This is a genomic window from Cutibacterium equinum (genome assembly GCF_028021195.1).
In the GTDB taxonomy this organism is placed as follows: domain Bacteria; phylum Actinomycetota; class Actinomycetes; order Propionibacteriales; family Propionibacteriaceae; genus Cutibacterium; species Cutibacterium equinum.
On record NZ_CP115668.1, the window covers coordinates 1,297,779 to 1,322,623 of the forward strand.

The window sequence follows — 24,845 nt, forward strand, 5'->3', positions numbered from 1 at the left end:
TTTGTCGTCATGGAGATCAAGATCGGCATCGTCAACACCGCACGTGAAGTCAGCATCGACGCCCAGGACAGCGCTGAGTCCATCGAGCGCCAGCTCCGGGACAGCCTCAGCAAGCCCGACGCCGTCCTCACCCTGACCGATGCCAAGGGCCGCAAGGTCCTGGTTCCCGCACGCGGGATCGCCTACCTCGACATGGGACAGCCCCACAGTCGTCAGGTGGGATTTGGAGCTGCCTGAGCGCGGTCACAGGTGAACGTCGCGGGAGCTTCCGGTCATTGCGGAAGCTCCCGTCGTCACGTGAGGCTCAACGCCTTTCGCCAGGCGTCGTTCACGGTTCGAGGCCAAGATCGATCATGCGTTCGTCATGGGCGCTCAACACACCGGCCATGACTTCATTGATGAGGTCGAGGTCATCGAACTCTCCCCCACCAGATCTCGTCAAGGCCGAGGTCAGCCCCTGATGACGGGCAAAGAGTCGTTGGGCCACCGACAGCACCTCCCCCACGAGGCGTCGAGCGAACACAGACTCTGGCGATGCGTCACGCTGGCTTGCGATGGTGCGACGCATCGCAGCGTCCCATCGCACGCGGCTACCGGTACCCCGACCCAGCCACGGGCCGAAAGACCCACGGACCGGGCGAAGTTCGGGTGCGAGGTTCGGCTCGACCCGGTCCAGGAAATCGGCGATGAGATCTACGACGATATGGTCGCGCAGCAACACCTGAGACCAGGATTGAGAGGGCACGTATTCTTCGATGGACCCGATGAGAGGATCCACCTCGCCCAGCACAGCTCGGCCTGTCAGATGGGTTCTGGCTTCGGCCAGGATCTGCTGAACCTCAGCGCTGCGATCGACGATGAGGAAGCGGTCCGTCAGGTCGGTGGCCAGACTCATGCCGGCCACCGTCGCCGAGAACCCGTGCAACGCGCAGGATGCTGCGACCGACCAGAAGATCGGCACAACCGAGGAGTCATGGGGATGCGTGTCGTCGATGCTCACCCCAACAGGTTAGAGGCTTGACGGCATTGGAGGTAGGATGGCCCATGGTGTGTCGACCGCGTGACCTCGCAGGTCCACACCGCACGTGACATCGTCGCGGACCACTTTCGCACGACGACATCACGAAGACCGACGATACGAAGAATGACGATACAAAAAATGACATCGGGCCTTGACGGGCCCACGCACGAAGAGGCCAAGACACTGACCGAGACCACTGTTTCCGTTTCCACCTCCTTCGCCGATCTCGGCGTGAGAGAAGACATCTGCCAGGCGCTGGAGGGGGTGGGAATCGTCTCCCCCTTCCCCATTCAGGCCATGTCCATCCCCATCTCCATCCAGGGCACCGATCTCATCGGCCAGGCTCGCACCGGCACAGGCAAGACCCTCGCCTTCGGTATTACCGTTCTGCAGCGCATCACCCTGCCCGGCGACGAGGCATGGGAAGGGTTCGAGAACAAGGGCAAGCCCCAGGCACTGGTGATGTGCCCGACCCGTGAGCTCGCCCTGCAGGTGTCCAAGGACATCTCGACGGCTGCCTCGGTGCGCGGCGCGCGAGTCCTCACTGTCTATGGCGGTGTCGGCTATGAACCACAGATCGACGCCCTCAAGGAAGGGGTCGATGTCGTCGTCGGCACCCCTGGGCGTCTCCTCGACCTATCCCAGCGCAAGGACCTCGACCTGTCCCACGTGCGCATCGTCGTCCTCGACGAGGCTGACGAGATGCTCGACCTGGGCTTCCTGCCTGACGTGGAGAATCTCATCGGCCGCACCCCGATCTCCCGCCAGACCATGCTCTTCTCGGCAACCATGCCGGCACCGATCATGGCTCTGGCTCGTTCACAGCTGAACCGTCCTGTGCATGTGCGTGCCGAGGGTGCCGACGCCCAGGCCACTGTCCCCGACACCCGACAGTTCGTCTACCAGGCTCATCCGATGGACAAGATCGAGGTCATCGGGCGCATCCTGCAGTCCCGCGACGTCGAGAAGGCCATCATCTTCTGCCGCACCAAGCGCGCATGCCAGCGTCTGGCCGATGACCTCGATGACCGTGGCTTCAAGGCTCGCGCGATCCATGGCGACCTCAATCAGGTCGCTCGTGAGAAGGCTCTCAAGAAATTCCGCAACGGCGAGGCCACCATCCTTGTCGCCACCGACGTTGCTGCCCGTGGTATTGACGTCACCGGGGTCTCTCATGTCATCAACCACGAATGTCCCGAGGACGAGAAGACCTACGTCCACCGCATTGGCCGTACCGGACGTGCAGGAGCCAAGGGGGTGGCCGTGACCCTCGTGGACTGGGCTGACATCACCCGGTGGAAGCTCATCAACAAGGTGCTCGACCTTGATATCCCCGAGCCCGTCGAGACCTACTCCACCTCGCCGCATCTTTACACCGACCTCGACATCCCGGAGGGGACCAAGGGTGCTGTGCCTGAGGCTGAGAAGCGCGAGCGTCATCATCGCCATGACCATGACGACCACCACAAGCGCGGTGAGCACGGTGAGCCCCGTCGTCGTCGCAAGGACACCCAGGACTCTGACAAGCCCCGCCGCAAGCGCACACGTCGCCGCAATGGCAAGGTGATTCGTGATGGCAACGAGGTGCGCAGCGAGCATGGCACGAACGAGGCCACCAGTGACGCCACGTCTCCACACAACGACTCCGTGTCCCGCAAGGAGGGAGTGGCCAAGAAGGGCAAGGCCAGCACAAAGCTTGCCGGGGACAAGAGCGCTGGCAGCCTCCCGCGTCACCGCAGGGCACGCCGCTCCCTGTGAACCACGATGGCAAGGGCACGGAGGGCCCTGCGACGAGCCCTACACCAGTGACGAATTAACCTTCAGTAGACCGTCTTCATCGCTGTGCGCACCTCGGACAGCGTCTGCTCCGCCACGGCATTGGCGCGCTCATTGCCGTCGCGAAGCACCTCGCGCAGGTGGCCCTCGTCAGCGGCGAGCTCGGCACGTCGCTGGCGAATCGGGGCGAAGTAGTCGTTGAGGGATGCGGTGAGACGCTTCTTGAGGGCACCCGAGCCACCGTCACCAATCTCCTCGGCAATCGCGGCCGGATCGCCGTTCTCGCACAAGGCCGTGAGCAGCACGAGGTTCGAGACCTCCGGACGGTTCTGGGGGTCCCAGGTGATGTGCCGCTCGGCATCCGTCTTGGCCTTCTTGATGAGCTTGGCGGTCTGATCTGCGGTCATACCGAGCTCAATGGTGTTGCCCTTCGACTTGCTCATCTTGGTGCCGTCGAGTCCCAGAACGTGCGGGGTCGCCGACAGCAGAGCCTCGGGCTCGGGGAAGACCGGGGTGGAAGCGTCGGCACGTCCATACCTCTCGTCAAAGCGACGAGCAATGACCCGAGTCTGTTCAACGTGCGGCAACTGGTCGCGGCCCACCGGGATGAGGTTGGCCTTGCAGAAGAGGATGTCAGCGGCCTGATGAACCGGGAAGGTGAGCATGAGACCAGACATCGGGCGATCCGAGGTGGCCAGCTCATCCTTGACGGTCGGGTTGCGACGCAACTCGGCGTCTGTCACCAAGGACAGGAAGGGCAGCATCAACTGGTTGAGGGCCGGCAAGGCCGAGTGGGTGAAGATCGTGGTGCGGGTCGGGTCAATACCGATGGCAAGGTAATCGGCGACATTCGACATGACGTTGGCCTGCAATTCGCCCACACCGTCACGGTCGTAGATGACCTGGTAATCAGCGATGATGAGGAAAGACTCGATCCCCGCATCCTGCAGCCGCACCCGATTGGCCAACGACCCGAAATAGTGACCGATGTGGAGGCTTCCGGTGGGACGATCTCCAGTGAGAACCCGCCACTTCTCGGGATGGACGGCCAGATCAGCCTCAACCTTGTCACTGCGGGCTTGGGAACGCGCCAACGTGGCAGCGTTCGATCCGATCTCAGAAACGTCGCTGGTCATCGATCATCCTTCCTCGCCACCCTCTTGGACGACGAGGAGACGCCGCCGGACAGGGCGGCCGTCACATCGTCAGTGCCGCACGCAGAAACGCCACCACGAGGTGACATTCGCCGGTGCACTCATCATGTCGGACACTGTAGCAGTCTCACCGCACGTGCAGCACTCCACCTCGCAGTTGGATCCTCGTCACGATTTCTCGGTAGGCCGTCTCACGAGTGAGATTGCACCCCAGGTCGTGGTCCTTCTTTCCGGTTCCGTGGTAATCGCTGGAGCCAGTGCGAACCAGCCCGAGCCGTCCACCCAGGTCGAAGAGCATACGGCGGGCTGCCTGGTCGTGCTCCTGATGTTCCACCTCGATACCGTCGAGTTGGTGATAGGCAGACAATGACGCGATCACCTGCGGGGTGAGTACCTGTTGAGCCCCCCGGCCCCAGGGATGAGCCAGGATGGCGACGCCACCGGCTTTGTGAATGAGGTCGATACCGTCCTCCAGAGCCACGGTGTGGCGCGGCACGTACGCTGGCTTGCCGTCAGCGAGCCAGTCGCGGAAGGCTTCGTTGCGATCTTCGACGTATCCCTTGGCCACCATCGCGTCTGCGACATGGGGGCGGCCCAGACTCGAGGTCGAGCCGGCCGCTCGACGGACATCCTCAATCGTCACCGGCATGCCGGCCTCGGTGAGTTTTTCACACATGGCGCCCAGACGCCCTGTCCGGGAAGCCTGGGTGGCCCGCAACTGCCTCCCCAGAGCGGCATCGTCGCGACGCGGCCCGTAGCCCAGCAGGTGAACGTCACGGCCACCGATGTGACACGTCATCTCGAGACCGGGAAGGAGCCGAACACCGAACCGTTGCCCGGCTGCCTGAGCCTCCTCCAGCCCGTCAAAGGTGTCGTGATCAGTCAGGGCGATGACGTCCAGACCGCTTGCGGCAGCCTTCATCATGAGGCGGGTCGGGGAATCCGTCCCGTCCGAGATCGAGGAGTGGGTGTGGAGATCGATTTTCACTACTTGGCCTCCTGGCCGACGGCAGAGCGCAGGTCGCTGACCATCACGACGCATTGCGCCAGATCCGGGTTTGTCGACATCGTTTCAATAATACGTCCGCCATCGACCAGAACCTGATCCGTTCCCAGTGCAAGGGCACGTCGCGTCGCCTCAGACATCACCTGGAGCAGGTCCTCACGCAGGCTGGCTCGCACTCGCGAGTCCGTCCGACGGTCCTGTGGAAGCTGCTCGACGAGACGAGTCAGTCGGGGCATGTCCACCCTGCGCGCCAGCGTCAGGTATGCCTCGGCGACCTCGTTGAGAGGATGGCCCTCTTCCGAGATCTCGACCACGCTCAACAGCACCGGCCCCCATTCGTGAGATGCGACGACGGCGGCATCCGCACGATCAAGTCCCAACGCAGTGACCTCGTCAACCTTCTCCTGCCATTCGTCGGCGCTGTCGCCCAGCAGGTCAGAGAGCTTGTCGACGAGTCCGGCGACCCCTGGACGGTAGGTTTCGATCGTGGCTGAGATGTTGTCGGCGCCGCCGTGGTTGAGGAACCACCTCGTGGCGTCCATGGCGAGGTCCCTCAGGGCGAGCCTGATCTCTGCGGTCCGGACGGCATCCAGTCCGAGGTGAGCGAGGTTCGTTTCCACCCTGCCCAGTCCGAAGACCGACCGGGCTGCCAGCTGGCAACGGATGACCTGAGCGATGTCGGCCCCGGTCTGCTGATGCAGGCGGTGGTAGGCCGTGATGCCCTGGGAGTCAACGAATCGGTTGACGGCCTCGGTCGTGATGATCTCCCGGTGCAGTCGATGATCTGGCATCCGATCGGCGAATCTTTCGCGCAGCAGGGGCGGGAAGTAGCCCACCAGACGGTCAGCGACGAAGGGGTCTTCGGGAAGATCGGTGGCCAGCACGGCATCACACAGGGCGATCTTCGTCCACGCGAGCAGGGTGCACAGTTCAGGGCTGGCCAGCCCCTCCCCTGCGGCGATTCGACGGTTCATCTCCGTGGTCGACGGCATGGTGTCGACGACACGATCGAGATGGCCGGACTTCTCGAGTTCGCACATCCAGGCTTCCAGAACTCCAGGCTTCGGGCCAGATGGGCTCAACGCATTGGCCAGGGCGAGGTTCTGCGAGCGGTTGTGGCGCAACACGAGGGATGCGACGTCGTCGGCCATGGCGGGAAGCAGTTCGTCGCGTTCCTCAGCGCTGAGGCGTCCTGCAGCCACCTCGGCATCGAGCAGGATCTTGATGTTGACCTCATGATCCGAGGTGTCGACGCCGGCGGAGTTGTCGATGAAATCGGTGTTGATTCGGCCACCATTGCGGGCGTATTCGATACGGCCTGCCTGGGTCCATCCCAAGTTTCCGCCTTCGCCAGCGGCCTTGGCGCGTACCTCCTTGGCGGTGACGCGCACCGGGTCATTGGCGCGATCGCCAACCTGGGCGTCAGTCTCAGTCGTGGCTCGCACGTAGGTGCCGATTCCGCCATTCCACAGCAGGTCCACCGGGGCCCGCAGGATCGCTGAGATGAGGTCGTCGGGGGTCATCGTCTCGACGGAGTCGTCGATGCCGAGGACCTCGTACATCTGCGGGCTCACCGGAATCGACTTCAAGGTGCGATCCCAGATGCCACCGCCCTCAGAGATGAGGGAGGGGTCGTAATCCCTCCAGCTGGAGCGCGGAAGATCGTAAAGACGACGACGCTCCTGCCAGGACACGGCAGGGTCCGGGTTCGGATCCACGAAGATGTGGCGGTGGTTGAAGGCTGCCACGAGCTTGATGTGCTTGCTCAGCAACATGCCATTGCCGAACACGTCACCGGACATGTCACCGATACCGATGCAGGTGAAGTCGTCACTAGCCTGATCGATGCCCAGGTCAGCGAGGTGGCGAGTCACCGACTCCCATGCGCCGCGCGCCGTGATGCCCATCGCCTTGTGGTCGTAACCGTGGGACCCACCCGAGGCGAAGGCATCACCGAGCCAGAACCCGTGTTCTGCGGCGATGGCATTGGCGGTGTCGGAGAACGTGGCGGTGCCTTTGTCAGCAGCCACGACGAGGTAAGGATCGTCCCCGTCGTGACGCACCACCCGGTCGGGAGCGACAACCTTGCCCTCGACGACGTTGTCGGTCACCGACAGCAGCGAGGAGACGAAGATGCGGTAGCAGTCCTTGCCTTCTTCGGCCCAGCCGGCTCGGTCGATCGTGGGATCGGGCAGGTGGGCGGGAACGAAGCCGCCCTTGGCACCGGCAGGTACGATGACTGAGTTCTTGACCATCTGGGCCTTGACCAGGCCGAGGACCTCGGTGCGGAAGTCCTCAGGACGATCCGACCAGCGCAGGCCGCCTCGAGCCACCGCACCGAACCGCAGGTGAGTTCCCGAGACCCTGGGCGAGTTGACGAAGATCTCGAAGGTGGGGCGTGGCGCGGGGGCAAAGTCGAGTTCGCTGGGGCGCACCTTGAAGGCCAGTGCACGGCGATTCTTCTGCCACCAGTTGGTGCGGATCATGGCTTTGGCCACGGCATGCATCATGCGCAGGATGCGATCATGATCGAGGGATGCGACGTCGTCCAGGTCGGCCAGGAAGGCTTGCGAGAGTTCCTCGACCTTGGCCAGCCGCTCGGCTCCGGCAGTGGCCCCGTCATCGTAGGCCGATGGATCGAACTTGGCCTCGATGATCCTCACCAGACCGCCGGCCAGATTCGGGTTCGCCCGTAGTGCCTTGGCCATGTAGGTCTGGGAGAATGGGCTGCCGACCTGCCGGAGGTAGCGGGCGATGGCGCGAAGCATGGCCACCTGGGACCACGACAAACCTGCCTCGGTCACGAGGCCTGAGAAGGTGTCAGATTCACACTCGCCACGCCAGGATGCAGCGAATGCTTCGGTGAATCGATGTCGTTCGGAATCCTTCCACAGCTCGCCGGGGGTCTCCAGACCGAGGTCGAACAGCCAGATCTCCCGACCGCGCAGGATGATGCGGTGGGGATGCTCGTCGACGATCTGGACGCCCAGGCTCGACAGGTGGGGCATGACCTGGGACAGGGTCATGGGCGCATGCTGGTTGAAGATCTTGAGTCGCAGGTCGGAGGGATCGGCCGGGTCGTCGGGGCGGTACATGACCATGCCGAGGTCGTCCTCGCCCAGCCCGTTGAGCAGTTCAAGGTCCAGGATGCCCTGTCTGGCCGTGAACTCCTGCTTGTACTCAGGTCCGAAGTCAATGCCGCGTCGGTTGCTCTCGATGCCGCGGGCCAGGGCGATGAACTCGTCATCCCAGTTCGAGATGGCCTCGGCAAGTTCGGCCTGTAGTTCCTCGTTGTCGATCGGGGGGAGCACCTGCCCGTCGGGGACCTTGGCCGTCAGCGTGATCCGGACCAGGGAGGACTCGCCCATCATCGTGGTCGCGTCGATGTCCGCAGCGCCGGTCCGTTTGGTGACGATTCTCTTGACGACACCAACTGTGCTGGCGTCAAAACGATCAGCGGGGACGAAGACCAGCAGGTGGAAGAAACGGCCCCACGGACCACGGCGGACCAAGGCTCGCAGGCGCTGCTTCTCGCGCAGGTCGATGATCGTCATGATGAGCGGCACGAGCTCCTCGGCCGGGGCCTCGAAAAGGGCGTCACGCGGAAACTCGGCTATGGTTCGGGCGACCGCCTTGCCGCCGTGGGAGTTGGCGCGGTATCCCGACAGCGCCAGCACGCGAGAGGCCTTGGCGCGCAGCACGGGAATGTGCGTCACCGACTCGGTGTAGGCAGCCGACCCGAGCAGCCCGATGAAGCGGTGTTCACCGACCACGGCGCCGTGCTCATCACGGATCCGCACACCGACGTAGTCGCGGTATTCGTTGTGCTGCACTGTGGAACGAACCGAGTCCTTGGTGACGACGATGGTGGAGTCGTCCTGGCCGTGAGGAATTGCGTCGAATCGCGGTCCGTTGTCGATGATGCCCAACCGGGTGCCGGGCACTGGTGTCATGGTGTTCCCATCGACGCGGAACTCCTCGTAGGACAGGTACACGAAGTGGTCGTCGGCCAACCACTCCAGGAGTTCCCGCGCGGAGTCGCGGTCATCGGCATGGCCTTGTGACGCGCTGACCAGTTCAGCAGTCTGGAGCATCGCCTCGTGCATTGCCGCCCAGTCGTCGGTGGCCCGAACGACCTGCTCCAGGCAACTGCGAAGACTGTCAGCGAGCTGTGTGGCAGCCTCACCAGTGTCAACACCGATCGGTGCCGTGGTGTCGATGTCCATCCAGGACTCGGGCTCGTAGCCGTCACGGCCGGGGGTTCCGACACTGTCGATACCGCCCTCGGCGTTGCGCTTGACACCGAAAATCGGATGGCGGACGTCCTCAACTCGCCACCCATGGCGAAGCAGGCACGACACGACGGTGTCGACGAGGAAGGGACGGTCATCCATGACGATCTGCACGGAGTTGACCTGACCGTCAGACCACGGCGGATCGATGATGACATCGACGCGAACGGGTCCGGGTTTCACGGCAAGGGTGACCTGCCGTTCCATGGCCTGACGAATCACCTCCTCCCGGCAGCAATCTCCCGTGGCGTGCTGCTCCAGCACCGACGCCACGAGATCCGGGATGACTTTGTCCATCTCTGACACGATCAGGTCACCTTCGTCATGGTCACGGGGCCACCTCAACGTGGTCCTCGATGAGAACTCTACAAGGGTCTATGCCTCTGCGTGAACCACCGCGCGGGGTTGTTTTGCCTGTGTGGCGCCAACGTCGGGCATCATGGTGTCATGGACATCAATTCACGGGCCCATTTCGACGCAACCCCTGATCAAGTCGTCTCCATGATGAGCGATCCGGCATGGTGGCAGGACGTGCACCGTCGTGCCGGGGGCACCACGAGTAATGCTGTGGTCACGGGCGATTCGCTGAGCCTGGATGTGGCCATGCCCGCTCCCAGCCAGGTGACGAAGTTCGTCGGCTCGACCCTCACCGCCAAACAGACCCTGTCGTGGCAGCCTGCCAATTCCGATGGATCGCGGGAGGGCGCCTTGCAGATCGTTCCTCAGGGTATGCCGGCCAAGGCCGAGGGACATGCTGCCGTGCGTCCCGATGGCACCGGGACCGAGGTCGTCTACACCGGGACCTTCACCGTGTCGGTCCCGCTGATGGGCAAGAAGTTGGAAAAGGCCGCCGCCCCGCACATCACTGAGGCCTTCAACGTGCAGCAGCAGGCCGGTGACGACTGGTTGGCCTCTCACTGAGGCCGGCCTCGCCCATCAGCGGCAGTCGACGTCACCCCAGTCCGGGAAACCCCTCGGGGTCGGTGTCGGCACCTGGAAGCTCCTCGGTGATGTCGTGCCAGGACAGTTCGTGCTCACCAATGAGGGTCTGAACGGCGACGTCATTCCATGCGTCGTCAATGATCATGCCCTTGACAGCGGCAGCGGCATCCTGGGAGTTGGCGTCGTCGTCATCAGCGAACCACGCCGTGATCTGAGAGGGCTCCAGACGCCTCAGCGTCACTGCGCCGTTGTCGACCTCCTCATGATCGGCCATCTGCTCGGTGGGAACGTGGGCGACGAGGACGAGTCGACGACCGGTGTGGGTCAGACCCCACACCGAACCGATGACCATGGCGGCATGTTCGGTTTCCTCAGGGTCGGTGACGTCGAGGATGGAACGGAGTTCTTCGGTGACCGTGAAGGCCGTCACCTGTTCTCCCGGGGCGGCGCACAGCTCGCGAGCCCGTTGCGCGTTGGTGGGGATGAAAACGATGGTGGACGTCGACAATTGAACCCTCCTCGGTCAGCGACCCCTGGTGCATCGTCAACGGTACTCAGATGTGACCAGAAATCGCATCTTGGTACGCACCCGTTTCAGATGCCGACACGGTGTGCTGACTCGAGTTTTCCACAGATGTGCAATTCAACCCTTCCCCTCCAAGGGCCACATGCGCTGTCCTAGAGCCCATGACGAGCACATCAGCACCCATACCCCTTGAGTCGGCGGCCCGACACCCGTCCGACATCTTCCTGGAACTCGACCGGGACTGGTGGCCGGAGGAATTGCGCGTGGTCTCGTCGCCGCCAATGCCGAACGCGGCGCACGGCAACTGCAAGGCCTACCAGCAGGCGGCGCGACTGACTCGTGCCATCCACATCATCATCATCGAGACGATGGCTGGGCGCCGGCCCATGACTCAACTCCTGAGGGCGTCGAGTACGCGGGCGGCAGCGACGATGCGCAGCTGGCCTCGCGGACCTGGCTGGAGCCGTATGCTCCTCGTCGGTGAGCCTCGAGTCGGTTTCGACGATGATCATGTGGACGGGGTTGGCATGATCGATCTGCGTGGCAGGCGACTCCCCTTGGCCACGAACCTGGTTCAGCGCGAGGGCATCTGGCATCTCGACGCCGTCGAACTCGTCCTCAACCCCACGATGGCCGCGCTACTGACCGAGAAACACATCAGTCCAGAAGCCGTCGGCATGGCGTGACGGCGCCGACACTGTCGTGTCGACGCCGTCACGGGTATCACATCAGCGCTTCTTGCGGCTCCGCTTCGACTTCTTGGCGGCAGATCTCCTGGCGGCCCGGTTTCCCTCGGCCTTGGGATTCTTGGGGGCGCCACTTTCAGACGTCGTCGTGGCATCTCCCTGTTCGTCGGGGGCCGAGTAGCTCAGCGCGCGACGCGGACGATTCTCCTGGGGCAACACGGATTCTGCGGTCACCGGCTGTCCTTCGTCGTCGGTCACCAGACCGACCTGTGGGCCGGCCTCGATCTCGAGGTTGAACAGGAACCCGATGACCTCTTCCTTGAAGGCGTCCATCATCGCGTTGAACATGTCCCCGCCCTCGCGCTGGTATTCGACCAGCGGATCTCGCTGAGCCATCGCGCGCAGCCCGATGCCCTCACGCAGGTAGTCCATCTCGTAGAGGTGCTCGCGCCACTTGCGGTCGAGAACCGTCAGGAGGACCTCGCGCTCGAGCTGGCGCATCGTCGCCTCCCCCAGCTCGGTCTCGCGACGGTCATACGCCTCCTGGGCGTCCGCCTTGAAGTCCTCGATGAGTTCCTCGGCGTCCTGACAGTCGGCATACTCGTTGATGTCCAGGCCGACGGGGTAGACGGTGCCGATCTCGGTCCACAAGGCGTCGAGGTCCCATTCCTCGGAGTAGCCGTCGGTGTACTTGCGTACACCGGCCTCCACGACGCGATCAGTGGTGGCGCGCAACTCGGCCTCGACGTCGGCTCCCTCGAGAACCTTGCGACGGTCACCGTAGATGACGTGACGCTGCCGGTTCATGACGTCGTCATACTTCAAGACATTCTTACGCATTTCGAAGTTCTGCGCCTCGACCTGCTTCTGGGCGCTCTCGATCTGACGCGACACCCATTTGGATTCGATCGGCATGTCGTCGGGCATCTTGAGGGTGACCATGGCGCGCTCGATGACCTCAGGCTTGAACAGGCGCATGAGCTCGTCCTGCAAGGACAGGTAGAACCGGGACTCACCAGGGTCTCCCTGACGACCGGAACGTCCGCGCAACTGGTTGTCAATACGGCGAGACTCGTGACGCTCGGAACCGATGACGTAGAGACCGCCCAGTTCCTCGACCTCCTCGTGCTCGGCCTTGGACTGCTCCTCGTACTTGGCCAGGGTGTTGTTCCACGCGGTCTGGTAGGCCTCTTCGTCCTCCACCGGATCAAGACCCTTCTCGCGAAGGTCCAGTTCGGTGAGGAACTCTGGGTTACCGCCCAGGATGATGTCGGTACCACGACCGGCCATGTTGGTCGAGACCGTCACAGCTCCCTTGCGGCCAGCCAGGGCGACGATCGCGGCCTCGGATTCGTGATGCTTGGCGTTGAGCACCTTGTGGGGAACCCCGGCCCGCTTGAGTTTCTCCGAGAGCAGCTCAGACTTGGCGACGGATGCGGTACCGATGAGGATGGGCTGACCGGTCTCGTGACGCTCGACGACGTCGGAGATGATGGCGTCGAACTTCGCTTCCTCGGTGCGGTAGATGAGGTCCTTCTGGTCTTTGCGGATCATCGGGCGGTTCGTCGGGATCGGGATGACACCCAGACCATAAATCTTCTGGAACTCGCTCTCCTCGGTCTTGGCGGTACCAGTCATGCCGGCGAGCTTGTCGTACATGCGGAAGTAGTTCTGCAAGGTGATCGTGGCGAGGGTCTGGTACTCGTCCTTGATCTCGACGTGTTCCTTGGCCTCGAGGGCCTGGTGCAGTCCTTCGTTGTAGCGACGCCCTGCCAGGGTTCGTCCGGTGTGCTCGTCAACGATGAGGACCTCGCCGTCAATGATGACGTAGTCCTTGTCGCGGTGGAACAGCTCCTTGGCCTTGATGGCGTTGTTGAGGTAACCGATGAGAGGGGTGTTTGCCGACTCGTACAGGTTCCCGATACCCAGACGCTCCTCGACGACGCTGATGCCGTGACCGAGGACGGAGACGGTGCGCTTTTTCTCGTCGACCTCGTAGTCGACGTCGCGCTGGAGCCTCGAGACGATCTTGGCGAACTCCGGGTACCACTGCTTGTTCTCCTCGGCCGGGCCGGAGATGATCAGCGGGGTACGAGCCTCGTCAACGAGGATCGAGTCAACCTCGTCGACGATGGCGAAGTGGTGACCACGCTGCACGCACTCGCCCAGGGAGCCGGCCATGTTGTCACGCAGGTAATCGAAGCCGAACTCATTGTTCGTGCCGTAGGTGATGTCGGTCTTGTAGGCCTCCTTGCGCTCCATCGGAGGCATGTCCGACAAAATCGCCGAGATCGTCAGACCCAGGAAGTGGTGCACGCGACCCATCTGCTCGGACTGCACTCGAGCCAGGTAGTCGTTGACGGTGACGACGTGGACTCCCTTTCCGAGCAGACCCTCGAGGTAGGCGGGGAGGAGACCGACGAGGGTCTTGCCCTCACCAGTCTTCATCTCGGCGATGTTGCACTGGTACAGGGCCGCACCGCCCATGATCTGAACGTCGAAGTGACGCTTGCCGAGCACTCGCTTGGACGCCTCACGCACCGTCGCGAAAGCTTCCGGGAGCAGCCGGTCCATGTTCTCGCCATTGTCGAGACGCTGACGGAAGTCGGCGGTCTGGCCCACCAACTCGTCGTCGCTCATGGCGACGTAATCTTCCTCGATGCTGTTGACCTGGCCGACGATGCGGTTGAGTCGGCGGATGATCTTGCCTTCACCGGCGTGCAGCACGCGGTCCATGAGGTTCACGGGGTGGGTCCTTCAAGGAGTAGACGTCGTGTCGTCCAGGCATGAGCCGGACGAGCAGCTCGAGAGAGCCGCCTCCCCCATCCTAGGGGGTCGGCGGCCGAACCAAGAACGCTGCGGTCTGTCATCGTGGGTACCAGAGGGTTGCCGGGCCCCCAAGGGCCTACTCCTCAGGGTCTTTGCCCACCGTCTTTGCGTGGCCTCGACCCGCGACACGGATCGGCGGCGGTGCAGATGAACCCGCACCGCCGCCGATGTCGTCGTGTCGTGACGATTCGCGATCACTCGTGATCAAGCTCGAGATGGATCACGCCGTAGTTGTAACCCTTCTTGCGCCGGTAGACGACGCTGGGCTGCTTGGAATCCTGATCGAGGTAGAGGAAGAAGTCGTGGCCGACCAGTTCCATCTCGTCGAGAGCCTGGGCGAGGGTCAGGGGAACGGCTTGGAAGACTTTCTCCTTGACATACATGGGGCTGTCCCCGGTGACTTCCACGTCGCCCGCGATCTTCCTGGTGGTCAGGATCTCGGGTGCATCATCGGCGCTTTCCTCGGGTACGACGTCCAGAACCTGGGACACACGCAGTCCATGATGGCTGCGGCGACGATCAGCGGCCTTGAGCAGCTGGGTACGGAGGCGATCGGCAGCCATCTCAAAGGCAACCATCTTGTCCTCCGCCTGACCGACGGCTCGCACCACCGGCCCCTTCGCCCGCAGTGTGATCTCACACGTCATGGCCTGATCCTTGGGGCCCTTGGTGCCCTGGGCGGTGAAGACCACCTCAGCGCGCTGGACCCGGTCCCTCAACTTCTCGACCCCGGAGAGCCTGTCCTCGACCTGGGCGCGCACGTCGTCACTGACGTGGCAGTGCCGTCCCGAAACGATGACATCCATGACAACCTCCTTGGGTGTGCGTCGGTGTTTCCGACGCTGAAACACACATGGCACGACCCCGCCCGATTCCCCCTGGTGGAGGTCCGGGTGTCAATTGGTCGTGCCATGCACCTACGCTACCCCATGACAGCGCCCCACAACAGGTGTTCGTCAAGCTTCGACACCCATGACGACCAGGCAGATGGCCATGTGATCATGTTCGCGTCCAGGCGTGATCACGGCCATCTCAGTGGGGTCGCAGCATCAGCCAGGACAACCGCCGCCAGCACTCGTCGACCGGACTGGCTCAAGGCTCTGCACGCCTCGTCAATCGTCGCCCCTGAGGTGCGAACGTCGTCAACGACAATGACATCCCCTCGCCCCGGCGCAGCTGTCATCGATCCGCGCTGATTGGCATCGCGATCCTCGTGACGAACCTCGAGTTGGTCAGCCACCTGTCGCGTTCGATGCAAGATTTGGGCGAGCGAGGCCTTGCTCGCATCCAAGGTGCGCAGGGCGGATCGCGTCATGTCTGCAGCGTGATCGGCGCCGCGTCGTCGCACAGCCTTCGCCGATGAGGGCACCGGGACGACGTCAACATGGCCAGGTGCGGCTGCGATCGCCGGAGCGAGTCCGTGAGCCAGCCAGGGACCGAGGTCATCGGTCAACCATGCTGCGCCACGGTCCTTGTGAGCTGTGACGATCCCCGGTACAGGACCGTGGTAGCCCATGCAGGCGATGACGGGCGGTGGACCGTCAGCGATGACGCGAGGGGTCGGGTTGATCGCAGCCCGACATGATTCGCACACCCCCACACCCGGCTCCCCACAACCAGGACAGCACGCCCCCAGCAGCAGGTCGGCCAGGCAGTCCAGTGGGTTCACGATGAGCCAGTATCACCGGTCATCGTCGTGTTAGGGAAGGGTCAAGCTGTCATCGCCACAGCACTGACCCCTTGCAGGATCTGGCGCCAGCGGAACCTTTCCTCGTGGTGAAGCAATAGTCCGTCTTCGCCGAGCACGACAGCCTCGGTACCGGTTTTCATCGGCACCGCCACCACGGATGTCACGCTGGTTCCGCTGAGTGGGCCCATGGAGGTCGCCCCCGAGCCATCAACGATGATTTCGTAGGGTGCAGTCACCCCGTTCTCGATCGCACTGCCCAGGACGCACAACCGGGTTTGGGAGAGCCAGGCAACGTCGGTGATCTTCGACAGGTTCGCGTCGGAGGAGGACAGCGGTATGTCGACGATGTGGCCCAGGTGAACTGCGTTGTCCTGCGGTGACAACAGGCCGATACCCAATCCGTAGCTCTTCCCCGCTGTGAGGACCAGGGCCACGCGGATCCCATCGGGAGAGACGCTGAACGCGGTCACTGCGCGTCCACCCAGGTCAACGACGGTCGATTTTCGGACGCCATCTGGGCCGACGACGATGAGTGTCGGATCCGTGGTCGAGAAGGTCATGACACTGCGATCAACGAGAACTTGTGGGCGGAGCAGGTTCGTCCCAGTGGCGACGACGTCGACCTGATCGCTGCCTTCGCGCCACGCCACCAGCGATCGTTGGTCCCCGGACACGGCGTGCCACACCGCGCCGGGAGTGTTCAACGATGCGACGGGCATGGCGAATTGGGTGGACGCGACGGCTGAGACACCTGTGTGCGGACGAGCCTGCTGCCCCAGGGTTCCGGGCATGATCTGGAAGGTTCGACCTGAGGGGTTGGTTCGTCCCATCTGTCCCTTGACGACGGCGACGACCGTGGGGGAATCCGTCGATGGCAGCGGTATGAGGTCGGCGTACAGGTCCGCCGAGACGGTGTTGTCCTCGGCGGCCTCGGGCAGGGGCAGCAGGGATCCGCCGGCGGTGAATCGGATACGCGAGATGGATGGGAAATAACTCAAGGTCCACGTGACTTGGCTGGCAAGCAGTCGCCGCTGGGACTCTGACAGCTGGGCAGCAGAGGCACTCAGGGGCACGGTGACCACGCCTACAGCGTCAACCGAGATTGACTCGGTGGCCTTCACTCCGGAGGGCAGTGCCGTGCGCACTGCCGGTTTCAGGTATTCAGGCACCCCGGCCATCATCGCCCGCAGCACGGCATCAGGGGTGGCACCCCAGCTCGGCAGGTGGATGACGTCGGGAACCAACCGGTCAGCGTCGACGGCCAAGAAATACACCGGAATCGTCGACCAAGCGCGCTGGAAGGTGTACTGCGAGATCAACAACCCCTCAGGAGGTCGGGAAATTCGCCATTGTCCGGACTCTTGAGCCATGCCGAAGTCATGTGTGAGAGTCTGCGACTGGGCCGGGCGGTAGTGACCGTCGGCATCAATGGTGCCCACGACGGGAGCCTGGAGAGAAGCCGTCGCCACCGTACTGGTCGGCTTGTGGTTGGTGGCCTCGTAGATCGTCGCCTTGGAATGGGGATCCCAGCGGTCGGCCATGTCTTTGGTGAGGTAGGTGCGAGCGACGCGGTAGTCGTCACGGGCACTCGTCATGGCCTGCAGGAAACCGCCCACGACAAGATCAATCGATGCGCCGTCGGTAGGAGGCTGCGGAGCGACGTCGATGCCCTCACGCCGCGTTGCCGCTTCGTGGGGGTCGTCGACCCGTCTGGCTGGCCCGCTGGAGGGTACCTCGGCGCAGCCTGCCAGCAGGAGAGCAGCCCCCGACAGCACAGCACGTCGCGTGGGACGCAGTGTCATGTCTCCTCCTGTGTGTCTGACGGGTCGGCGTCGCTGGGGGCAGCCGGCAGTGGGGACTCCACGATCTGTCCGCCAGCATCCCTGGGAATGACGAGCCGGAAGTAGGCGCCCTGGCCGGGACGTCCCCACGCTGTCAGCCAGCCATGGTGCAGGTCGGCGTCCTGGCGAGAAATGGCCAGGCCAAGGCCGCTGCCGCCCACGGTGCGTACCCGAGACGGATCTCCACGCCAGAACCGACCAAAGACCTTGTCTGCCTGCCACGGCTCGAACCCGACCCCGTGGTCACGCACGCCGACCCCTACCGCGCAGTCATTACCGACGACGGTCACCTCGACGGTCTTTCCCTCAGCATGTTCGACGGCGTTGGACAACAGATTCCTGACGATGCGGCTGATCCGTCGCGGATCGACCTCGGCCGTCTGCGACGTCTCGGCGTCCAGTGAGATCGGAACTGCCAGACGCTGTGCGATTGGAGTCACATCGACGATCTCGGCGCGCACGAGTTCGACGATGTCGCAGTCTTCCACAGCGAGCTGGGCGGCTCCGGCGTCGAAACGAGAGATCTCGAGCAGGTCAGCCAGGAGGATCTCGAAGCGCTCCATCTGGGCCCTCATGAGTTCGACCGACCGCACCTGGACCGGATCGTCAGGGTTGGCCTCGATCATGTCGGAGGCCATCCGCATCGTCGTCATCGGGGTGCGCAACTCGTGGGAGACGTCCGAGACGAACTGCTGCTGCAGTGTCGACAACCTCTCCAATTCCCCAATGCGGCGATCGAGCTGGGCTGCCATGTCATTCATCGATCTGGCAAGGGTCGCGAGGTCGTCAGTCCCCCGCACTGTCATACGCTCGTCCAGCGCTCCACCGGCCAATCTCGATGCCGTGATGGAGGCTTGTCGAATGGGTTGGGACAGGTGACGGGTCGCCAGGTAGGTTGCCATGGCGATGGCCAGGGCCATGAGAGCTCCCACGCTGATGACATTGCGGCGTAGCAACTCGACGGTGGCAACCTCCTGGGTCTGCGGGAAGATGAAGTACACCGGGATGGACTGGCTGGCTCCAGGTGCCCACAGGGTCGAACCGACGACGATACCGGGGACGTCAGGACGCACATGGTCGGTGTAATGAACCATCGTCGGTGCGGTCCACATGCCGTTGGACTCCCCCACTTTCACGGTGAGCTCAGCCGGAACGGAGTCCGGTGAGACCCCCTGGGAAATGAGTCCGGAAACAGGGCCCTGGATGAGGACGTGATACTGCCCTGATTGGCCTGCTGCGTCGTCTGCGAGTCGATTGAGTTGCTCGTAGAGAGAGGCTGTGCGCAGATCGGTGTCTCGCAACTGGCCTTGGATGCGATTGATCGTCGCGGTCGTCTCCGCGATGGCCGAGGTGCGTTTTGCCTCGACGATTCCCGCAGTGGCCTGACGAACCAGGAAGAAGCCACCGACGGTGAGGATGACAAGACTGCTCACCACGGTGATGGTGACCATGCGCAGTGGCAATGACGACCACCACAGTCTCCGCAACCCGGCAAGCCACGATGCGGGCCAGCTGTGTCGTCGGTGGCGGCCAGCACGCCGCGGCCCGGTGATCAGCTCTCCTCCCCAGGTGTGCTGATGCGGTATCCGATACCGCGCACCGTCACGATCATCTGCGGGTTCCCAGCGTTTTCCTCCACCTTGGAGCGCAACCGCTGCACGTGGACGTTGACCAGGCGAGTGTCGGCATTGCTGGTGTAACCCCAGACCTCTCGCAGTAGGGTTTCTCGGCTGAAGACCTTGTTGGGATGCTGGGCCATCGTCACGAGCAGGGAGTACTCCAGCGGGGTCAAGGAGATGTCCTCTCCACCGCGTTGCACCACGTGGGCCGCCGGGTCGATGGTCAGATCGCCGACGCTGATGATCCCGCCCTCCTCACGTGGGGCAGCTGGAGTGCGCAGGCGGGCACGAATACGGGCAACCAGTTCAGCAGACCGGAAGGGTTTCGAGACGTAGTCGTCGGCACCTGCCCCCAAGCCGCGCACGACGTCAGGGGTGTCAGAGCGTGCTGTGAGCATGATGATGGGCACGCCGGATTCGTCTCGGATGTCCTGGCAGATCTGGATGCCATCGGGTCCTGGGAGCATGAGGTCAAGGAGTACGAGGGCAGGTTTGCACTGCCGGAAGACGTCCATGACGTCATTGCCGTGACCAACCCATGCGGTCGAGAATCCTTCCTTGGCCAGAACCAGCTGAAGCATCTCGGCCAGGGCTGGGTCGTCATCGACGACGAGGATCGGCCCATGCTCACTGGTGACGCCCACCACAGACCTCCTCACTCATTGCGGGATGGTGCACATCGTAGTCCCCACGACGTGTGGCCATCGATCAATTGAACGCGGGGGTGTCCGTGGCGGTGGCAAGCATCGCTGCCGAACCGTTCTGACGGCGCAGAACGGCTCGCCACAAACCATGCGGTTCCGACGAGAAGACGTCCTCGGGGTGTGCGATAGCGCGAATCCAATCACCGCGAATGAGTTCAGCTTCGAGTTGTTCTGGCCCCCATTCCGCGTATCCGGCAAAGATTCGTACGTCTGTGAACGCCCCCTCAACCAATTCGGTTGGGGTGTCGAGATGAAGCAGGCCGATCAATCCATGAACCCGCCGCCACCCCGGCGGCTCCTCGCTGGACCGCTGCACACGGGCCAGGCAAATGGCTCCGCTGGGCGAGACCGGGCCTCCGAGGAAGAGGTCCTGGGGAGGGGTCGCCAAATGGACCCAGCCGGGTAGTTGGCGACGCAGAGTTCCCGGCGAGCATGGCTGATTGACGATGACCCCGAGCGCTCCGTCAAGGGCGACGTCGATGAGGTAGATGACCGACTCGTAGAAAACGCCTTCGTCGATCTGGCGACTTGCCACCAGCAGGTCACCGGCCTTGAGGGGGTTCGCGAGTCTCACAACGCCCATTGTGTCACCGCAGGCCACGGCCCAACAGGACAATCATCGGCTGGCCCCTCCCGCCACTCGTCAGCGCTGTTCAACCCTGACCGTGATGAGACGTCATGCTGCTGCGGCCGTTCGCTGTGGGCGTGTTGTGGTCCACCCAGAATGGGGGCGATCTCGCAGTCTCCGAGCCAATTCGAGTTCCGACGCCGACCCTGCGTTGCCGCAGATATTGTCCAACGCTGCGTCTATATCGTGTTGCCGAGAGCGCCACGACATACTGCCTCGGGCCATTCGGCATGACCACGGCGTCACCAATCCTTGTTCCAACGCCGCACACACCCATTCCCATTCGCCGCGAATGGCCAACAAAAGCACCGACATCTCGGGAACAGCCAGGGCAACGGGGTCGTCAAGGATGTAGTGGTCGGGAACGTGCCAGCGGTGGACGACGAGGCCATCACGTTTGAGACGACGAGTTGGGCTGAAAGCCTCAACCTCGTCGATGGCGTCGAGGCCCGACGAGTCAGTATCGAGGGGCGTTATTCCTTGCAGCCCAAGAGCGACCCGACCGACGAGCACGACCTGCGGATCCCAGATGTGCAAGGCACGGATCTTGACGCTCATGTCGTCGGCCCGATCGGTCGGCACGACAATGCCGGGTAACACGCGAGTAGCACGCCCGGCGGCGACGGCACGGTCGGCTTGTCCTCGCAGCGGGCTGGTCCTGGTGATGCGTGCAATACCGTCGTTGCCGAGCCATTCAGTTTCAAGTTCTCTCATACTTACAGTTGTCGTCCGAACCTCGGATTTCCGTCACCCTTTTTCACTTCTGTGGATAACTCATGACGTCACCACTGACGCCCTTGTGGACAACCACCCCCGACCGACAGACGGTAACGGTGAGGCAACCCCATGCCTCATAATGAGACCCATGAATGAGACGCAGGAGTTGAGGCAGGCCAAGGGCGAACCGGACACTTCTGACCGCCCCACCGTGTTGTTCGCCTGCGTGCACAACGCCGGCCGGTCCCAAATGGCAGCGGCCTATGCGCACCAGCTTTCCGGTGGCCGTGTCGAGGTGCTCTCGGCGGGCTCGGAACCAGCGAAGTCGATCAACTCCCTCGTCCGAGACGCACTGCTGGAGGACGGGATCGACATCTCGGCTGAAACCCCGAAACTCCTCACCCCGGAGGCCGTCAAGGCATCTGACGTCGTTATCACGATGGGTTGTGGGGAAACCTGTCCGATCTTCCCCGGCAAGCGCTACGAGGACTGGGAGGTCGCCGACCCTGCCGGTCAGGACTTGGCGAGCGTTCGCGAGATTCGCGACGACGTCAAGAAGCGTGTTGAGGACCTGCTCACATCACTCGATGTTTCCGTGCAGCCCTGAAGCCATGACCGTCAGTGAAATGTCCTGGACTTGGGGTGCAGGCTGCGGTCATGTGCACGCTCCTCTTGGCACCGTGCACGAGGAGGAGCAATGACGGTCTCACGTCGAACCCTCATGGGCCTGCTGGTCGGATGCGTGGCCGCGAGCGCAGTCCCAGCGCCTGACGACCCTGCCTGTCGTCGCATCATCACTGGCCTATCTCAAACCTGACGAAGCCATCGCTGCGGCGTCCGTGCGTCACCGGCTCGTCGGAGCGACCGCCCAGTCCACCGCGGAAGCTGCCGTTTTCGCCAAGCACTGGGGCATTCGACAGCGCGACATCACCATCGTGGGAAATCCCCAGCTTGACGACCTTCCTGCCTACCGCCCCGTCAAGGGCACTGTCGTCGTCGCAACCTCCGTCACGCCCCCCTCTGAAACCGGAGGTGCAGCACCCGGCAGCGAATTGCTCATGGACACCGCTCGAGCGTTGAGAGACCACGGCTACCGCGTTCGCGTCGGACTGCACCCCCGTGAGGACCCGGCGTTGTGGTCCGACTTCGAGATAGCCACCGAAGGCACCATGAAGGCAGCGGAAACAGCTGAGGTCGTCGTCGGTATTCCCGGCTCGATCTTCCCCCAGATCGCTGCCCTCGGCGCTCCCGTCGTCGGCATCACGGAACCCCGACTTCAGGTGCCGGAGTACATCCTGTCAGTGGCGACGCCGGTGGACTCAATTGCTGAGGCTCTCGCTGCCGTCAGGGCCGGCCAGAAGACTGCACCCGATACCCTCCGTGCGGCCGTCGGTCCACTCGGAGGCTCACGGGCACGGCTGTGGAACTACTGGCGCCATGCGCTGAGTGCTGCGGCACCGCAGCCAACCCAGGCTGTCCACACGACGCCCCGGCCAGTTCCGACGCACGGTCCGTCTCCTGCCAGGCAAGGGCGAGGTCTGAGTCTGCCGCGAACCGGTGCGTGAGGGTCGTTGCACCCCGACACTGCTGGACGCCGGTCTCACCATCATCGGCAGACTGTATGTCGGGTACGAATCCGACAACAGGTTCCACCACTACGCCGTCGACGTCGGAGGGTCGGCGGCTACCGGGCTGCCTTGATGAAGTTAGCGGTGAAGATCGGCCCTGGCCGCAACGTGATGGTGTCGTCTTCGGACCAGTCAACGTCGGCTCCAGCACGGGCGGCTGCTTCCATTGTGTCGCCGAAGTTACCCATCTGAGGCTCGAGGGTCCCATCGGGTGTCCAGTAGTAAATGTTGTTGCTCAGCACACCTCCGGGGTTCTCGTATCCGGCGTCCGGGGACAGTGAACTCAACATCTGTGACAGACAGATCAGGTCAGACAAGCCGGCTCCCGCTGTGGGAACTCGATACATGAAAGTCGATCGGTTGGGGACGGCGAACAGCACACCACTGGGCACATCGACACCAAGCCGGTTTAGCAGAGCGGGCATGTCGGCTACCTTGGAGGCAATGAACATCGAGTCGCCGGTGATGAAGTGAACATCGTCTTCGTCGAACATCTCATCGATGGGCTCAGCGTTGGTGTTTTGCTGCCCTTGGGCAAAGAGTTCTTCCACTGAAATGCCCAATTCAGCGATGGTGTCATCGGCGAGTTTCGCCACATGGGTGGGGAAATCAAGGCACAGGATCAGCGACAAGTCGTCACTGAAATGCCGCGCGTAGCCATACTCTTGGGTCTCAGCCGCAGGAACCAGCCGCGTGCGGATCATCGTCATGATCTCCTCCCGGCTGGGAGCGGGGGCGGTTTCGGACTCGACTGCGGACACCACCATCTGTAGCCAACGCTGAAGGCGAGGCTCCCACTCGGCCACCGGACACGCCATGAGCTCGTCGGCTACGTTCTCCATCGAAAGCATGCCCTGATCGGCGATCTCCAAGGCTTTCCCACTCTCAGTTAATACTGCCTGAACCGCGATGCCACGGCGTTCGAGTTCCTCCATCAAGTAGCCCGCCGCACCATTGAGGATCGAGTCACGATCCATACTTGGCATGTTCGACATCTGCGTTCCTTCCCTATTGCAGTTCGGTGTCGAAGTAATCCTCGTCGACCTCAAACAGCGCAAACTTACGGGTCTTGTTCACAGCGACGCCGCAGCGAAGCATCCGCGCAGTCAACACGAGGACATCGATCAGCACAATCTTGCCATGCTGATCGTTCTTGGCAGTCTCTTTCAAGGACAGAGCAAAGGGGCTCTTCACAATCGAGGGTGTAGATCCGGTTTGAATCCATCGGCTTTCAGGAGGGATCGGACGATGTAGTGGATCAGGTTGCACAATCCGAAGGCCGTTCCCCGCAGGTGTTCCAGGCGTTTGTTGATAGCCTCAGTGGGGCCGTTGCTGGGACCGTGATGGTCGAAGAACGCCGGAACGTCATCACAGCGTATGGTCAGGGCCCAGACGAGTCCGGCGACCTCAACCAGGCTGGTGACAACCGCGTACCGGATCGAGACGATGAGCCGGGTCATGATCTTCGTGCCTTCGGCTCGACTACTAGCGCGGCAGACGGTGATCATGGGCTGATAGACCGCCCGTCGACATCCCTCTCATCGGTAAGGTAACCAGGGCGTCCAAGCGGCATTGTTGTGTGTCGGTGACCAGGTCGGCGCCGGTGCGAAGCGTCTTACAGGCGTGGTAGAACGGGGCGCCGGTGGGGCGAGGGTGCCGTGCAGCGACATCTGGCCCCGATCTCAACACACATCCATGGCCTCATCGGCCAGCCGGATCACACCGACCCACACCCTCATCTGTGAAGAGCCGAATTGTCCTCTTCTCAGTTGAAAAGCGTTTCAAT

At 62.9% G+C, this 24,845-nt stretch carries 22 protein-coding genes; 6 read left to right on the top strand and 16 right to left on the bottom strand.

Annotated features, from left to right (window positions below; translation table 11 throughout):
• Positions 1 to 9: 9 nt before the first annotated feature.
• Positions 10 to 237: a DUF3107 domain-containing protein gene (locus tag O6R08_RS05930; protein ID WP_271417315.1), complete on the top strand. Its 228-nt coding sequence runs from the start codon at positions 10 to 12 to the stop codon at positions 235 to 237.
• A gap of 91 nt (positions 238 to 328) precedes the next feature.
• Here the strand turns inward: O6R08_RS05930 and O6R08_RS05935 are convergent, their stop codons facing one another.
• Positions 329 to 895, bottom strand: coding sequence for a hypothetical protein (locus tag O6R08_RS05935; RefSeq protein WP_271419280.1), 567 nt, complete (start codon positions 893 to 895; stop codon positions 329 to 331).
• A gap of 264 nt (positions 896 to 1,159) precedes the next feature.
• On the opposite strand from O6R08_RS05935, the gene O6R08_RS05940 reads away from it, so the two are divergent.
• Complete coding sequence (locus tag O6R08_RS05940) at positions 1,160 to 2,779, top strand: DEAD/DEAH box helicase (RefSeq protein WP_408640153.1); 1,620 nt, start codon at positions 1,160 to 1,162, stop codon at positions 2,777 to 2,779.
• A 62-nt stretch (positions 2,780 to 2,841) separates the two neighbouring features.
• On the opposite strand, the gene trpS is transcribed toward O6R08_RS05940, so the two are convergent.
• The 3 genes from trpS to O6R08_RS05955 form a co-directional block, all read right to left on the bottom strand.
• Positions 2,842 to 3,933 carry a tryptophan--tRNA ligase gene (gene trpS, locus O6R08_RS05945; protein ID WP_271417317.1) on the bottom strand — a complete coding sequence of 364 codons (1,092 nt, stop codon included), beginning with the start codon at positions 3,931 to 3,933 and terminating at the stop codon, positions 2,842 to 2,844.
• 145 nt (positions 3,934 to 4,078) lie between these two features.
• Entirely contained in the window at positions 4,079 to 4,876 is a 798-nt protein-coding gene (locus tag O6R08_RS05950; RefSeq protein WP_271419281.1) for a PHP domain-containing protein, read from the bottom strand.
• A gap of 62 nt (positions 4,877 to 4,938) precedes the next feature.
• Positions 4,939 to 9,546 carry an NAD-glutamate dehydrogenase gene (locus O6R08_RS05955; RefSeq protein WP_271419282.1) on the bottom strand — a complete coding sequence of 1,536 codons (4,608 nt, stop codon included), beginning with the start codon at positions 9,544 to 9,546 and terminating at the stop codon, positions 4,939 to 4,941.
• 150 nt (positions 9,547 to 9,696) lie between these two features.
• Between O6R08_RS05955 and O6R08_RS05960 the strand changes: the two genes are divergently transcribed.
• Positions 9,697 to 10,170, top strand: a complete 474-nt coding sequence (locus O6R08_RS05960; RefSeq protein ID WP_271417318.1) for a DUF2505 domain-containing protein — start codon at positions 9,697 to 9,699, stop codon at positions 10,168 to 10,170.
• A gap of 31 nt (positions 10,171 to 10,201) precedes the next feature.
• Here the strand turns inward: O6R08_RS05960 and O6R08_RS05965 are convergent, their stop codons facing one another.
• Positions 10,202 to 10,699 (bottom strand): DUF6912 family protein, encoded by a 498-nt coding sequence (locus tag O6R08_RS05965; protein WP_271417319.1) that lies wholly within the window; start codon positions 10,697 to 10,699, stop codon positions 10,202 to 10,204.
• Between the two features lie 179 nt (positions 10,700 to 10,878).
• Between O6R08_RS05965 and O6R08_RS05970 the strand changes: the two genes are divergently transcribed.
• Complete coding sequence (locus tag O6R08_RS05970) at positions 10,879 to 11,403, top strand: Rv3235 family protein (protein WP_271417320.1); 525 nt, start codon at positions 10,879 to 10,881, stop codon at positions 11,401 to 11,403.
• 42 nt (positions 11,404 to 11,445) lie between these two features.
• Here O6R08_RS05970 and secA read toward each other — a convergent pair whose 3' ends face one another.
• The 8 genes from secA to O6R08_RS06010 form a co-directional block, all read right to left on the bottom strand.
• Positions 11,446 to 14,148: a preprotein translocase subunit SecA gene (secA, locus tag O6R08_RS05975; protein ID WP_456298772.1), complete on the bottom strand. Its 2,703-nt coding sequence runs from the start codon at positions 14,146 to 14,148 to the stop codon at positions 11,446 to 11,448.
• Between the two features lie 278 nt (positions 14,149 to 14,426).
• Positions 14,427 to 15,038, bottom strand: coding sequence for a ribosome hibernation-promoting factor, HPF/YfiA family (gene hpf / locus O6R08_RS05980; protein WP_271417321.1), 612 nt, complete (start codon positions 15,036 to 15,038; stop codon positions 14,427 to 14,429).
• 215 nt (positions 15,039 to 15,253) lie between these two features.
• Positions 15,254 to 15,748, bottom strand: a complete 495-nt coding sequence (locus O6R08_RS05985; protein WP_271419284.1) for a ComF family protein — start codon at positions 15,746 to 15,748, stop codon at positions 15,254 to 15,256.
• A gap of 194 nt (positions 15,749 to 15,942) precedes the next feature.
• Positions 15,943 to 17,724: an LpqB family beta-propeller domain-containing protein gene (locus O6R08_RS05990; protein ID WP_271417322.1), complete on the bottom strand. Its 1,782-nt coding sequence runs from the start codon at positions 17,722 to 17,724 to the stop codon at positions 15,943 to 15,945.
• Positions 17,721 to 19,199 (bottom strand): MtrAB system histidine kinase MtrB, encoded by a 1,479-nt coding sequence (gene mtrB, locus O6R08_RS05995; protein ID WP_271419285.1) that lies wholly within the window; start codon positions 19,197 to 19,199, stop codon positions 17,721 to 17,723. Before mtrB ends, O6R08_RS05990 begins: the two co-directional genes overlap by 4 nt.
• 116 nt (positions 19,200 to 19,315) lie before the next feature.
• A complete protein-coding gene (gene mtrA / locus O6R08_RS06000) occupies positions 19,316 to 19,963 on the bottom strand; it encodes an MtrAB system response regulator MtrA (protein WP_271419286.1) in 648 nt (215 codons plus the stop codon).
• Between the two features lie 127 nt (positions 19,964 to 20,090).
• Positions 20,091 to 20,669, bottom strand: a complete 579-nt coding sequence (locus tag O6R08_RS06005; RefSeq protein WP_271417323.1) for a YqgE/AlgH family protein — start codon at positions 20,667 to 20,669, stop codon at positions 20,091 to 20,093.
• Positions 20,670 to 20,762: 93 nt separating this feature from the next.
• A complete protein-coding gene (locus O6R08_RS06010; RefSeq protein ID WP_271417324.1) occupies positions 20,763 to 21,428 on the bottom strand; it encodes a hypothetical protein in 666 nt (221 codons plus the stop codon).
• 151 nt (positions 21,429 to 21,579) lie between these two features.
• Between O6R08_RS06010 and O6R08_RS06015 the strand changes: the two genes are divergently transcribed.
• Together O6R08_RS06015 and O6R08_RS06020 are read left to right on the top strand one after the other, a co-directional pair.
• Positions 21,580 to 22,038, top strand: coding sequence for an arsenate reductase ArsC (locus O6R08_RS06015; protein ID WP_271417325.1), 459 nt, complete (start codon positions 21,580 to 21,582; stop codon positions 22,036 to 22,038).
• Positions 22,039 to 22,270: 232 nt separating this feature from the next.
• Positions 22,271 to 22,996 carry a hypothetical protein gene (locus tag O6R08_RS06020; RefSeq protein ID WP_271417326.1) on the top strand — a complete coding sequence of 242 codons (726 nt, stop codon included), beginning with the start codon at positions 22,271 to 22,273 and terminating at the stop codon, positions 22,994 to 22,996.
• A 119-nt stretch (positions 22,997 to 23,115) separates the two neighbouring features.
• Here the strand turns inward: O6R08_RS06020 and O6R08_RS06025 are convergent, their stop codons facing one another.
• From O6R08_RS06025 to O6R08_RS06035, 3 genes are read right to left on the bottom strand one after another with little or no spacing between them, the layout of a single operon-like run.
• The gene (locus O6R08_RS06025) at positions 23,116 to 24,054 is read right to left on the bottom strand and encodes a hypothetical protein (protein ID WP_271417327.1); all 939 of its coding nucleotides are present in this window, start codon (positions 24,052 to 24,054) and stop codon (positions 23,116 to 23,118) included.
• A gap of 13 nt (positions 24,055 to 24,067) precedes the next feature.
• The gene (locus O6R08_RS06030; RefSeq protein WP_271417328.1) at positions 24,068 to 24,229 is read right to left on the bottom strand and encodes a hypothetical protein; all 162 of its coding nucleotides are present in this window, start codon (positions 24,227 to 24,229) and stop codon (positions 24,068 to 24,070) included.
• Between the two features lie 20 nt (positions 24,230 to 24,249).
• Positions 24,250 to 24,567, bottom strand: a complete 318-nt coding sequence (locus O6R08_RS06035; protein WP_271417329.1) for a transposase — start codon at positions 24,565 to 24,567, stop codon at positions 24,250 to 24,252.
• Positions 24,568 to 24,845: the final 278 nt, after the last annotated feature.

Bases quoted from the DNA above. Each gene is read 5' to 3' on its own strand.
- hpf (WP_271417321.1), bottom strand. From the start codon at position 15,038: ATGGATGTCATCGTTTCGGGACGGCACTGCCACGTCAGTGACGACGTG.
- trpS (WP_271417317.1), bottom strand. From the start codon at position 3,933: ATGACCAGCGACGTTTCTGAGATCGGATCGAACGCTGCCACGTTGGCG.
- O6R08_RS05960 (WP_271417318.1), top strand. From the start codon at position 9,697: ATGGACATCAATTCACGGGCCCATTTCGACGCAACCCCTGATCAAGTC.
- O6R08_RS05990 (WP_271417322.1), bottom strand. From the start codon at position 17,724: ATGACACTGCGTCCCACGCGACGTGCTGTGCTGTCGGGGGCTGCTCTC.
- O6R08_RS05935 (WP_271419280.1), bottom strand. From the start codon at position 895: ATGAGTCTGGCCACCGACCTGACGGACCGCTTCCTCATCGTCGATCGC.
- O6R08_RS05930 (WP_271417315.1), top strand. From the start codon at position 10: ATGGAGATCAAGATCGGCATCGTCAACACCGCACGTGAAGTCAGCATC.
- O6R08_RS06015 (WP_271417325.1), top strand. From the start codon at position 21,580: ATGAATGAGACGCAGGAGTTGAGGCAGGCCAAGGGCGAACCGGACACT.
- O6R08_RS05950 (WP_271419281.1), bottom strand. From the start codon at position 4,876: ATGATGAAGGCTGCCGCAAGCGGTCTGGACGTCATCGCCCTGACTGAT.
- O6R08_RS06005 (WP_271417323.1), bottom strand. From the start codon at position 20,669: ATGGGCGTTGTGAGACTCGCGAACCCCCTCAAGGCCGGTGACCTGCTG.
- mtrA (WP_271419286.1), bottom strand. From the start codon at position 19,963: ATGCTTCAGCTGGTTCTGGCCAAGGAAGGATTCTCGACCGCATGGGTT.
- O6R08_RS06035 (WP_271417329.1), bottom strand. From the start codon at position 24,567: ATGATCACCGTCTGCCGCGCTAGTAGTCGAGCCGAAGGCACGAAGATC.
- O6R08_RS06025 (WP_271417327.1), bottom strand. From the start codon at position 24,054: ATGTCGAACATGCCAAGTATGGATCGTGACTCGATCCTCAATGGTGCG.
- O6R08_RS05970 (WP_271417320.1), top strand. From the start codon at position 10,879: ATGACGAGCACATCAGCACCCATACCCCTTGAGTCGGCGGCCCGACAC.
- O6R08_RS05955 (WP_271419282.1), bottom strand. From the start codon at position 9,546: ATGGACAAAGTCATCCCGGATCTCGTGGCGTCGGTGCTGGAGCAGCAC.
- O6R08_RS05940 (WP_408640153.1), top strand. From the start codon at position 1,160: ATGACATCGGGCCTTGACGGGCCCACGCACGAAGAGGCCAAGACACTG.
- O6R08_RS05985 (WP_271419284.1), bottom strand. From the start codon at position 15,748: ATGGGCTACCACGGTCCTGTACCGGGGATCGTCACAGCTCACAAGGAC.
- O6R08_RS06010 (WP_271417324.1), bottom strand. From the start codon at position 21,428: ATGAGAGAACTTGAAACTGAATGGCTCGGCAACGACGGTATTGCACGC.